We start from the raw sequence: 11572 nt of genomic DNA, 5'->3' as shown, positions 1-11572 counted from the left end.
TGTCCGACTACATCCACTGGTACAACAACTTCAGGCTCCACTCAAAGCTGGGCTACATGAGCCCCGTCGAATTCAGGAAGGCGGGACTGTTCCTCGAAAAACTGTCCAAATAAGTGTTGCCAATCCAAAAAAGAGCACAGATCACTGGGTGCTCGACGAGGAGCGCATCGCCGCAGACGAGGCCCTGGACGGCTACTACTGCATCATCACCAGCGAGCAGGAGATGGACGACCGCGAGATCATCGAGGCGTACCGCGGCCTCTGGCGCATCGAGGAGTCCTTCCGCGTGCTCAAAGGCGACATGGGGGCCCGCCCCGTCTACGTGTCGACCGAAACGCACATCAGGGCGCATTTCCTGGCCTGCTACGTGGCGCTGCTCGTCATGCGCCTGATGCAGCTCGACACGGGCAGGAAGCACAGCGCAGGCGAGATCGCCGCGGATCTTTCGCAGGTCACGGGACACCATCTCGACTCGAACGTCTACTTCTTCGATTACCGCACCGACCTCACCGACGAGCTCGCAGCCGCAGCGGGGATCGATTTGTCTAGACAGGTGCTGGCGAAGAAGCAGATCGGCCGGATCATGGCGGATGTGAGAAAACCGAGGAGCTAACCGGTTCCAGTACATAAAACGTCACAGAGAAAAAGCCGTTCTCCCACCTCAATGTAGGAGAACGGCTTTTTTAGCTGCAAAAGTCAGGTCATAGCACGAGGATGACCACACCGCGGCCGCCACCCGCCAGGAGTGCACAAACGCGAAGGCCAGCTGCGCCATCATTGACGAACCGCGTCTCATGGACACCGCAGCCCGATCGTTACCCGTACGCCCCGCAATGCTGCAACCGACATCCCTGCTTCTATCCCATCCGTCAATTTCATTATTCCAGCTCAATCTCATCGTACGAAACGTACGATGCACCGTTTTTCTTTTTTCCATCGAACGGTACGAAGACAAGCACGTGCCCTAAGCCCTATGTTTTCCTCAGCGCAAGCAGATTAACTTGCCAGTTGGAGACAGCGAAAGGAATCAGGATGAGCACCCCTATTTCAAGAAGGTCGTTTCTCTCGGGCGCAGTTCTCGCTGGAGTGGGAGCAGCGGGCGTTACGCTTGCCGGATGCTCCCCCTCCCCCACCAAAGAAGCACTCGACACGACCGGAGACATCGATGCCCGGGAAAACGGACAGCTTCCCTCCGTCGAACAGAGCCAAATCAGTCAGACCGTCGAGGTGGACGTAGCAGTCATCGGACTGGGCATTGCGGGAGTTGCGGCCCTGCGCTCGGCCGCCGAGCACGGCCTTAAGGTCATCGGCATCGAACGATGCGCCACTCCTTCCTCCCGTTCTTGCACGTTTGCTTATTTCAACACCGACCGCGCTCGCTCCATGAACATTGCTGACGTTCCTCCGGCCGAAATAGCCAACGAAATAATGATCCAGGGCAGCCATTACCCCAACATGGGAATCCTCGTTGATTTCGCACGCCACTGCGGCGAGGCTGTCGACTGGTACTGCGACGCGTACAACCCCAATATGGTTTGGACCGACGATTTTGCCGCCATTCCTGCCGATGAAAACGAGCTCTACGCTATGAGCTGCACGTACTATACGAAGTCCCCGTTTCTGGAGAGCGCCTACGAGGAAGGGCGCGACCATGAGAAGATCTTCATGGCCGCCGTTGACTTCGCCTCGCAGACCGAATTTAGCCATCAGCCCATTCTTGAGGCGAACGTTGCCGCCGCCGAGAAGGCCGGTGCGCAGACGGTATTCAACTCTCGCGCGTGCCAACTCGTATACGATGGCACCGCGGTAACAGGCGTCATTGTCCACAACCTCGTCGAAGACACCTACACCCAGTACAACACCTCCAAGGGCGTCGTGCTGGCAACTGGCGGCTACACGCATAATGACGAGCTCATGAAAGAGTATCTTCCCCATATCTGGAGCGACATTGATTACTATACGTTGGCCTACCCCCACACAGATGCCAACGGGGACTTTGCAGATACAGGAGATGGCCTGCTGATGGGGCGTAGCATTGGCGCAAAAGTGGAGAATGCGCCCCATGTTCCCATGGCTCACTCGACCTTGACTTCGATCCTGGGCGTAGATGCCTTCCTCCAGCTCAATGCAAACGGAGAGCGCTACATAAACGAGGATCTTTCAATCGACCACTTCACCATCAACATGATGTCGCAACCGAAAAAGACCATCTATCAGTTCTTCGATGGCAATTGGCAAGAGCAGATGGGCGCCATGCAGGCGGGCCTCGGCGCCTACACCACGCTCCTTATGCCCGATGCGGCGGAAACAATCGACGAGTGGACCACCGCGCACGGCGACACGCTTGAGGAGCTCGTCGCCCAGCTCGACGTCGACAAGGATGTTCAGACCTCCATGCTGGCCTCGTTCAAGCGCTACAACGAGCTTTGCGAAAAGGGCATCGATGAGGATTTCGGCAAAACGCCGGAGCGCATGTTCAAACTGGAGACACCACCCTTCTACGCCGTTCGATTCACCCCTCAGGACGAGAACCCCGCCGTGGACAAGCTCCGCCTGCTTGTGACAATGTCGGGTTTGCACACGACTCGCCAATCCCAATGCCTTGACGAGCAGGACGATCCCATTCGTGGGCTATACGCCATCGGCAACACCCAAGGAGGCCGGTTCGGCGTCACCTATCCGGTAACGCTCGCAGGAGCCAGCCACAGCATCGCCCTTACCGCTGGTTACTTGATAGGAGAAACACTCGCAGCCCTGTAAAAGCACGGCAGGCATTCCAGCACGCAGGCATTCCAATCCTCCCCTTCGCCCTCCTTCCCTACCGGGAAAGGGGGCGATTATCTGCTTCCGTCGCCTCCAGCAAAGAGATAAGCTCCTGCCTCGAATGCACCCCGGTTTTGGCATAGGAGTGCGCCAGATGGGACTTGACGGTGCTCTCGCTCAAGACGAGCTGCTCGGCAATGAAGGGCGCACTCCTTCCCTGGGTATAGAGCATAGCTATTTCCACCTCTCGGGGAGTCAATCCGTACTCGGAAGCAAGGGCGTTCCAGGCATCCACGTTCGAAGGAGCGGAGAAGGAGCTCTCGGGGCTACCGCGGAGCAGCCCGTCGAGAGAGCGGTCGTTGAAAACCCAAAGCGTCACGCCGGCCAAAAGACCGATGAGCAGCCCGAGGAATCTCGCGTCGCCGGCAACTCCTCCGGCCATTGATACCCACAGCACAGGGACCGAGCCTGCGTAGAGCATAAAGCCCACGACGCCAAATACCCTCGTCGGAGATTGCTTCGTCGAGCGAACGACCTCGATAGCGATCAAATAGACAACGCCCCACAGCAAGCCAAAAGCCGAGCTTGCAAGACAGAAAGCGGCATTCCCGTTCCCTGGAAAACAGAGCATGAGGCACAAAGCGGCGAACGACAACGTAAGGACGACCTTCAACGCGAGCCCATGGCCCGGATCCGGCACTTTACAAAGAAAAAGCCAGAGAAGAAAGAGCGTTAGAACGCCCATGCCCAGATTCCACCACTGATTCCACGTGCCGTCCTGGGCAACCGACGACTGAACGCAGCCCACCACGAAGCCCACGAGGAGCAGACCGAAAACGGGCCGTCGCGAAATGGTCGCCTCCGGCTGCTTCGCCAGAAGCGGCTCCGATTCGCCTCCGCTGCCGTCCAAAAGCAGAAGAGAAACCGAAAGGGCTGCCAGCAGCACCGCCGCCCAAAGGGGATAAGATAGAAAACTCGTCGCGAAACCTCCGAGAAGAACCGATGCGCTTTGTCCGACTAAGACGCCCCTTAATCCCATCGAGGACACAGACGCGAGTCTCTCCATCCATGCAACGAGCATCGTCGTGGAGAACAGGAGGAACAGCGCAGTCGCGAGCAGGGCCGAACCGGGCCAATCTGTCGCAGTAGACACAACGCAACCGGCAATGCCGCAGATGCACGCACCGACCTGAAGGGCCCGGTTCTTGTTCACGCTCCTCCACTTGCCGCCAATAACAACGAACACCAGGGAAAAAAGCGCCATAAACGGCACGGCCACGGCCTCGGGGTAGAGGGGGGAATCACCCGAGAAAAGTTGATCAATGCCAGGGCGAAACAAAAACGACTGCTCGGCACAAAGCAAGGAGGCTAAGCCCACCATCGCACGCAGAGATCTCATGTCTAAGCCTTGAACGAAGAAACCCTGAGCCTTCTCTGCAAGCGCCATTCAGCCGCCCTCTCCTCTTGCCGTCCCCTCTGCACAGTTCGACGATCTCATTATATCCCACGGCATTTTGACGGATGCCCGTTTTCCGGAGTTTTGCAGCTAGTTTAGCCAGCTAATAGGATCATCACCCCAGTTCATGAGCTGTTTTTGGCTCTTTCTTTTTGTCAACTTTTATGACTATATCAGTACATGGTTGTACGTGGTTATGATATAATTCGGTATATGTATCCGCAGGTCAGAAGCCGTTTCATGTATCTGAACAAGAGGAAGAAGCCCAACGGCAGGATTTACCTCGCGATAGCCGAGAGCTATCGCGAGAACGGCAAGAATAAGACCCGCCATGTCGAAGCCATCGGCTACGTCGACGAGCTTGCCACTCCCGAGTGCCCTGACCCCATCGCGTGGTGGGACGAGGAGATCGCCCGCCGCAACGAGGCGGCGAGGGAGGCCGCGTCCCCCGTCATCGTGAAGCTCTCGACGGCGAGGAGGATCGACAAGCGCGCCGAGTCGCGCATCGACCTCGGCGCCGCCGTCCCATCCGCATACTTTCATCGCGACTTGGGGATATGGGGCTTCTTCGAGCGCAAGCGCACGGCGCGCGGCTTCGACTACGACCCCTGCCGCATCCTCGAGCTGCTCGTCTGGAACCGACTGAGCGCGCCGTCCTCCAAGAAGGCGGCGTGGGAAGGGCGGGGCCGCTTCCCGCGCAAGTGCGATTTCTCCCTCGACGACGTGTGCCGCTCGCTCGACTACATCGACGCCAACTCCGATGCGCTGGTGAGGCACATGAACGCGTCGCTGGAGAAGACCCGGGGGAGGCGCGACAGGACCCGCCTGTACTACGACGTCACCAACTACTACTTCGAGGTCGAGAACGAAGACGGGGACGGGCTGTGCAGGCGCGGCGTCAGCAAGGAGAACAGGCGCAGCCCGATCGTGCAGATGGGGCTGCTGCTCGACGCCCAGGGCATCCCGCTGGATTTCGAGGTGTTCCCCGGCAACGAGAACGACATGCTGACCATGCTGCCCGTCATGAGGAAGGCGGGGCCTTCGCAAGAAGGACGACCCCGAGGCGGAGCGGGTGGTCATTGTGGCCGACAAGGGCCTCAACACCTCCGCGAACATCGTGGATTGGCAACACTTATTTGGACAGTTTTTCGAGGAACAGTCCCGCCTTCCTGAATTCGACGGGGCTCATGTAGCCCAGCTTTGAGTGGAGCCTGAAGTTGTTGTACCAGTGGATGTAGTGGAGACGATACGACGGGGCCGCGCCCCCGGATGCGGGGCGCGGCCCAACTTGCACGAAACGCTCAATTCGCGATGCCCGGGCTGCTCAATTCCCGATGCACGATTGGGCTAATTCTTATTGCACATCAACACTCCGCTGGATTCTGCTTCGGCCATGATGGTATCCTCCAATCGTTCGGTCGATCGGACGCTGGCCGCCGCGACACCCACATTACCTGGCCGTGGCGCGTCGGAAGCGGAGCCCGGCAGTTTCCTATCAGTCGTCTGAGCCAGCGACGCCCGCGTCGGCAACACCCCCCCCGGGGCTCTCGAAGGGCAGGGGCAGACGGCCGTCCGCGGGCGCCCGATCGGCGGCCCCCAAGGACATGGCCCAATCGTAATCCGACGACGATGGGTTAATCGAGACGTTCGGATCAGCTACGATTCAGACTGTAATGGGATGGCGGGGCCAGCTTTACCGGACAGAAAGCACGCGTTTGTGAAGAGGGACAGCGTCATGCTTGGTATCTTCGAGCATGGTGACGTGATAAAAACAACTCCAACCCTTCGGTGAACCATGAGCCTGCAGGTTGGCACTACGGGGTGGTAATAAGCCCCTTTCGCATGAACTCTCTCGCCTCCTTAACGCTGATTGCACCCGTTACTTCCAAAGACAATGGGTTTCCTCTTCACATTCCCATTGCTGAAGATAACCCGATTTATGGGTTTGTTCAAGTCGAGGGCATCCAGTCGGTGGATCTTGCGGCTCGTGCTGCGAGCGGCAGCCCTCGATGACGGAAATATGGAGAACGTCATGGGTGCTTTGAAGCTTTTCACGGGTCTCTCGGAGCAGCTCCATAGTTTGACATCGTCAATGTAGCGACCGCCTTGCACGTTTCAAGAGGGCAAAAGAGAGCTCGGATTGCCGACGATTCAACCCATGGCCCGATGAACGATAGGGTCCACAGGGGCCATCCTCTCTATTGCTAAAAGCGCATACAATCGAAGCCCGCGCGCAGTGTGAAACCCCAGGTTCTTGAGCAGGATTCGCCCCACCGCTTTCAGCATCTCATTACGCAGATTGTGATGAAGTCGGGCATTACTCTGTTATGACAAGCCGAGAAAGTCATACAGCTCTTGGCGGCTGTGCACGCCAATCTTCTTGTAAATATTGTGAATATGGGTTTTCGCGGTGGCAAGGCTCACAACGAGATCGGCACTGATTTGTGGTGCCGTTTTCTTCTGCGCGAGCAGCAAGAGAACATCGCTCTCGCGTCGCGATAGGGAATATTGCATGGAAACCGAGGAGCAGGTATCGGCCAGTGTGGCGAAATATCGGATTGGGTCAAGGCATTTTTCCTTGTCAAGGACGGAGCTGTGCAGAAAATGGCAATCGTCCTCGTCTGAGAGAAGAATGAGGGTCAGCGTGCCGAACCCTGCGAGCACCACTAGGAAAAAGACGTGAACTCCAGGGCCCAACGCTAATGTTAGAGCGTCGGCGAGAAATGCTGATAATTGCTCGAACAGATAAGCCATTGCGAACATGAGGATCGGATCCATTTTGCTGCGCTGACAGAAATTGCACAGCGAAACAAAGAAATAGGTTGAGAAAGCCATATACGCTGCGTCCAGAACGATAGAGGCTAGCTCAAAAGAGTGTGCATTGCTTAGCGAGAAAACGACAACCCCAAGTTCAATTAAGCAGATTGAGGAAAAACACAGTTGTCCGATCCTGATAATGCGTTTGTTTATGGCAAGCACAATGCTCGTCACGACAATAGCAATGAGCAGGCCCAAGTATGAGACACCTGCCACGGATACATATGATAGGCCCTGCAGCGATTGAATAGTGAATACCACAATCGTATTCATGGCGATGAGCTTGGCAGGTTGACGCAAATCTTTCGATATCGAGTTTGCCCCAGTATCGGTTTCTTCGGCAATTACAAGGTTGCGCTGCAAAAGGTACACCGTCGATTTTCTCGCAAAACACAGCACGATGATTAATGGTGCGATGAGGGAGATGGCACCAGAAGGGCAGATGCTCGCAATACAGCGGAGAATCGCAACGAAAAATTGCCACGCAATGAGAGCCAGCATGCAGTCGACCATAGACAAGTTGGCGAATGCTTTGAGGCAGGTAAGTAGCAGCAGCGCTTGGCATAAAACAACCATGAGCAGGCAAAAAGAAATGGGCAAGAATAACACATCGCTTTCCTGGTGCTTGAGCACTAGGGCAAGCGCAAAGCACAGAAGGCAGAGAAGACATGCCGTAGCGAGAATGGGTCTTTTTGCAGTTATTTGACCAACCTGCTGATGGGCGATAGCTATGAACGCAAACGTTATTGCCGTCGCGAGAAGATGGGGGTAGCGAGCGAAGGGGATGAGCGCTTGCAAGGCGTCGGGAGCAGCAAGAGATGGGTCAATCATCCATGCGCAGGCAAATGCCAGGGAAAGAGCGTACGGTATTTTTCTCAACTGTGATAGCGAAACTGCTCTGCTCATGAATAAACCTTTACCTGACTTGGCAATTCAACCCTTTTTTCAACCTATAACTCTGAGAAATCATACCAAATATTCGCCTCGTTACGACTTGTCATGGGGTAATCCTGTCTCGTCCGAGAAATGGCGAAAAGCGATGCTGAAGAGCGCGCTGTGAATCGCCATAGCAACGAGAAGAAGGGAAGATGCACAATGACGAAAACAGTGAGTCGCCGCGATTTCTTGGTTGGAAGCGGCGTTCTAGGTTCAGCCGTGGCGCTAGCTGGATTATCGGGCTGCTCGCCGAATTCAACAGGAAGCGCATCTCATAATTTGAGTGCAACCAGTAGTGAGGAGGGCATATCGAGTGAAGCAAGCAAGGGGTCTTCCAGACTCTTGGCGGTTGACGAGAGCGATGTTGCCCGAACTGAAGAATGCGATGTTGTCGTCTGCGGGTCGGGCTCCGCAGGCACCTATGCCGCTATCCGCTCTGCTGAGCTAGGAGCGCGCGTAATATGGCTTGAGAAAACGAATTTAAAAGGCGGCACATCTACGGTAACGGAAGGGACGCTTGCCTACAACACCAAAGAGCAAGTTGAAGCTGGAGTCGTCTTCGAACCGCAAGAGGAGTTCGTAACCTACATGAAATGGCACAATTGGGGTGCCTATGGTCCCGGCGTATGGAGCTTTTTAGACAATTCGGGACAGGCTATTGATTGGGCAATCGAGCATGGCGCCATGATGGCCACGAGCGGCTATGGGGCTTTGCATAGCTGTTTTGATGAGGACGGCAATTGGGTCAACAACGGAGAGGGTATGCTCAAGCCCTTATGGGCCTTTGGCGATACATTGGAAAACTTGGACTTCCGCCTTGAGACACCCGCCGTCAACGTTATCGTTGAGGACGGCGTAGTAAAAGGCGTGTATGCACAATCGGGCGACGACATTATTCGCATCAACGCCAAAGCGACTATATTAGCTACTGGCGGATTCGGCAAGAATCCCGAAATGTGTGCCGAACGTCTTCGTGTCCCCAGTGAGCGTGTTGTATTTCTGGGATTCGATGGCCAGGATGGCGACGGTATCAACATGGCCCTGGAGGCGGGAGCTGCTCCGCAGGCACCTTCCTCGGTTATGTACGGTCTTTCGAAGGCTTGCGGCGAAAGCTGGAGCAGTATGCTCTCAATCTTCACCCAATGGCCCCCTTCATACCGTTATCCGCTTGAGCTCGGTAAGTTTCTGCCCATGGTCAATCAGAATGGAGAGAGGTTCTACAATGAGACCTTGGGCGAAGATGCTGATACGGCGCGCTTGAATGTCGCCATTGCCTCGCAGCCCAAAGTATTCACCCTCTTTAACGAGGACCATGTGAAGGCCTACGAAGGTGAAGAGAACCTGAATAATTTCGTTGCTTTTATGGGCGTCGGCAGCGGAGAATTGCGCTCTGCCGTCGAGAACAGTGACTTTGTTTGGAGTGCGGACACCATTGAGGACTTGGCTGGGCAGATTGGAGTAGACGCCACAGTCCTTGCGTCAACGGTATCTGATTGGAATTCCTGCGCGACAGGCGGCGATACCCATGATGCATTTGGGGCAGACCCCGCGCAAATGACAGTACTTGAGAACGGGCCGTTCTATGCAGTTCAGGTGGAAGCTTGTGCCTATAGCACCTGCGGTGGTATTCGGGGAAATTACGAAGCTCGTGCGGTGGATGCAGATGACAAGCCGATTCCCGGACTGTTCGTGTGCGGTATAGATAACGGCTCTATGCAGTATAACGATTACCCCTATGGGCTTCATGGAGGGTCTGGCCAAGGTGCAGCTTGTACGACAGGTTATGTTGCTGCCAATGCAGCTTGCAAAGATTTAGGGCTTGCGTAGCGCACCGCAGATATCGCAGTAAGCAAGGCAAGGGGCCGCGACGATGCTCGTGGCCCCTTGTCTTGCCCTGGCTATGAAATGGCACGGAAATGGCACGGATGGCTGACTTTGCATGGTCGTTGCCGAAAATGCGAATCAGGATCTTCTTTTCGTCGCGTTGCCCCTTATAAGGAGCAATTATCGCCGTCGGGTTTGAATTGAGAGAAGGAGCGCGCCGTGGCCTACTATTTCGATGAACCGTCCCGCACATTCAACGAGTACCTGCTGGTTCCGGGTCACACGCCGGCCGACTGCGTCCCGGCGGCTGTCAGTCTGAAAACTCCGCTCGTGAAGTGCCGCAAGGGCAAGGAGGAGTGCCCGCTCACCTTGTCGGTGCCCATGGTGAGCGCCATTATGGCCGCTGTTTCTGGCGACAAGATGGCCGTGGCGCTGGCTACTGAGGGCGGGCTCTCATTCATCTACGGCAACCAATCCATTGAAGATGAGGCCGCCATGGTGGCCCGCGTGAAGGACTACAAGGCCGGTTTCGTCACATCAGATGCGAACCTTTCCCCCGACGACACCCTCGAGCAGGTGGTGGCCCTCAAGGAGAAGCGCGGACATTCCACCATGCCTGTTACGGCCGATGGCTCGGCCCACGGCAAACTCTTGGGCATTGTTACCGAGCGCGACTACCGCCTGTCCCGCATGAGCATGGACGAGGTAGTGGCCGACTTTATGACTCCCCGCGAGAAACTGGTGGTCGCCTCCGACGGCACGACGCTTAAAGAGGCAAACGATATCATTTGGGAGCACAAGCTGAACTCCCTTCCCATGGTGGATGCCGATGACCGTTTAGTGGCCCTCGTGTTCCGCGAGGACTACGACTCCCATAAATCCAACCCCGACGAGATGCTCGACTCCCACAAGCGCTACATGGTGGGTGCGGGCATCAATTCCCGCGATTATGCCGATCGCATACCGGCTCTGGTGGAAGCAGGCGCCGATGCGCTGCGCATCGACAGCTCCGAGGGCTATTCCGATTGGCAGAAGATGACTATTGAATGGGTGCGCGAGCATTACGGCGATACCGTGAAAATTGGAGCGGGCAACGTGGTTGACGCCGAGGGCTTCCGCTTCCTGGCCGATGCGGCGCCGACTTCGTGAAAATTGGCATCGGGGGCGGTTCCATCTGCTTCACTCGCGAGACCAAGGACATCGGACGCGGCCAGGCCACGGCCACCATTGAAGTGGCCAAGGCTCGCGACGAGTGCTTCCGTGAGACGGGCGTGTATGCGCCCGTCTGATCCGTTGGCGGCATCGTCTATGACCACCATATTTCGCTCGCCCTTGCCATGGGTGCCGACTTCGTGATGCTCGGCCGCTACTTCGCGTGCTTCGACGAGAACCCGTCGGCCAAGGTGATAGTGAACGGCACCTACATGAAAGAGTACTGGGGCCGCTACGATTTGGGCGGCAAGAAGTCGCTGTCCTTCGAAGAAAGCGTCGATTCCTACGTGCCCTATGCCGGCAGCCTGAAAGACAATATGGCCATTACGCTGCTGAAACTGAAGAGCACCATGTGCAACTGCGGCACGCTCACCATTCCCGATTTCCAGGACAAGGCGAAGCTCACGCTGGTAAGCGCCACCTCTATTGCGGAGGGCGGCGTCCACGACGTGCTGCTGAAGGACAAGGCCCCCTACGCGAGCAATACCCGCTAGGTGCTTGGCTCCCGTCGCTTAAGAGAATGCGGCCGCTAGGTCGCATTCTCGGTGTTCGGCCAGAGATGAC

General features: G+C 56.3%; 9 protein-coding genes and 1 pseudogene. 7 read left to right on the top strand and 3 right to left on the bottom strand.

Features of this window, described 5'->3' with window-relative positions:
• Positions 1-11: 11 nt before the first annotated feature.
• The 3 genes from DMP06_RS11915 (at position 12) to DMP06_RS09750 (ending at position 2760) form a co-directional block, all read left to right on the top strand.
• Positions 12-113: an IS3 family transposase gene (locus DMP06_RS11915; protein WP_420820464.1), complete on the top strand. Its 102-nt coding sequence runs from the start codon at positions 12-14 to the stop codon at positions 111-113.
• Positions 71-613 carry an IS1634 family transposase gene (locus DMP06_RS11360; protein WP_420820463.1) on the top strand — a complete coding sequence of 181 codons (543 nt, stop codon included), beginning with the start codon at positions 71-73 and terminating at the stop codon, positions 611-613. The genes DMP06_RS11915 and DMP06_RS11360 overlap by 43 nt, the downstream gene beginning before the upstream one ends.
• Positions 614-1032: 419 nt before the next feature.
• Complete coding sequence (locus tag DMP06_RS09750) at positions 1033-2760, top strand: FAD-dependent oxidoreductase (protein WP_161957893.1); 1728 nt, start codon at positions 1033-1035, stop codon at positions 2758-2760.
• 58 nt (positions 2761-2818) lie between these two features.
• Here the strand turns inward: DMP06_RS09750 and DMP06_RS09745 are convergent, their stop codons facing one another.
• A complete protein-coding gene (locus tag DMP06_RS09745; RefSeq protein ID WP_123209549.1) occupies positions 2819-4210 on the bottom strand; it encodes a helix-turn-helix transcriptional regulator in 1392 nt (463 codons plus the stop codon).
• A gap of 249 nt (positions 4211-4459) precedes the next feature.
• On the opposite strand from DMP06_RS09745, the gene DMP06_RS09740 reads away from it, so the two are divergent.
• On the top strand, positions 4460-5392 hold the full coding sequence (locus DMP06_RS09740) for an IS1634 family transposase (RefSeq protein WP_148042527.1): 933 nt from the start codon (positions 4460-4462) through the stop codon (positions 5390-5392).
• Here the strand turns inward: DMP06_RS09740 and DMP06_RS11910 are convergent.
• Positions 5352-5513 (bottom strand): IS3 family transposase, encoded by a 162-nt coding sequence (locus DMP06_RS11910; RefSeq protein ID WP_220092558.1) that lies wholly within the window; start codon positions 5511-5513, stop codon positions 5352-5354. The genes DMP06_RS09740 and DMP06_RS11910 overlap by 41 nt on opposite strands.
• 494 nt (positions 5514-6007) lie before the next feature.
• Here DMP06_RS11910 and DMP06_RS11905 point away from each other — a divergent pair, with 494 nt between their 5' ends.
• Positions 6008-6232 (top strand): type II toxin-antitoxin system PemK/MazF family toxin, encoded by a 225-nt coding sequence (locus DMP06_RS11905; protein WP_123209547.1) that lies wholly within the window; start codon positions 6008-6010, stop codon positions 6230-6232.
• 312 nt (positions 6233-6544) lie between these two features.
• Here the strand turns inward: DMP06_RS11905 and DMP06_RS09725 are convergent, their stop codons facing one another.
• On the bottom strand, positions 6545-7942 hold the full coding sequence (locus tag DMP06_RS09725) for a helix-turn-helix transcriptional regulator (protein ID WP_123209546.1): 1398 nt from the start codon (positions 7940-7942) through the stop codon (positions 6545-6547).
• A 189-nt stretch (positions 7943-8131) separates the two neighbouring features.
• On the opposite strand from DMP06_RS09725, the gene DMP06_RS09720 reads away from it, so the two are divergent.
• Positions 8132-9799, top strand: a complete 1668-nt coding sequence (locus DMP06_RS09720; RefSeq protein ID WP_161957896.1) for an FAD-binding protein — start codon at positions 8132-8134, stop codon at positions 9797-9799.
• Between the two features lie 216 nt (positions 9800-10015).
• Positions 10016-11502 (top strand): annotated as a pseudogene (locus DMP06_RS09715) (IMP dehydrogenase).
• Positions 11503-11572 lie beyond the last annotated feature (70 nt).

It is taken from the genome of Slackia equolifaciens, from assembly GCF_003725995.1.
Taxonomy (GTDB): domain Bacteria; phylum Actinomycetota; class Coriobacteriia; order Coriobacteriales; family Eggerthellaceae; genus Slackia; species Slackia equolifaciens.
This window is presented reverse-complemented; position numbering and strand designations above follow the sequence as displayed.

Bases quoted from the DNA above. Each gene is read 5' to 3' on its own strand.
- DMP06_RS09750 (WP_161957893.1), top strand. From the start codon at position 1,033: ATGAGCACCCCTATTTCAAGAAGGTCGTTTCTCTCGGGCGCAGTTCTC.
- DMP06_RS09745 (WP_123209549.1), bottom strand. From the start codon at position 4,210: ATGGCGCTTGCAGAGAAGGCTCAGGGTTTCTTCGTTCAAGGCTTAGAC.
- DMP06_RS09740 (WP_148042527.1), top strand. From the start codon at position 4,460: ATGTATCTGAACAAGAGGAAGAAGCCCAACGGCAGGATTTACCTCGCG.
- DMP06_RS09725 (WP_123209546.1), bottom strand. From the start codon at position 7,942: ATGAGCAGAGCAGTTTCGCTATCACAGTTGAGAAAAATACCGTACGCT.
- DMP06_RS09720 (WP_161957896.1), top strand. From the start codon at position 8,132: ATGACGAAAACAGTGAGTCGCCGCGATTTCTTGGTTGGAAGCGGCGTT.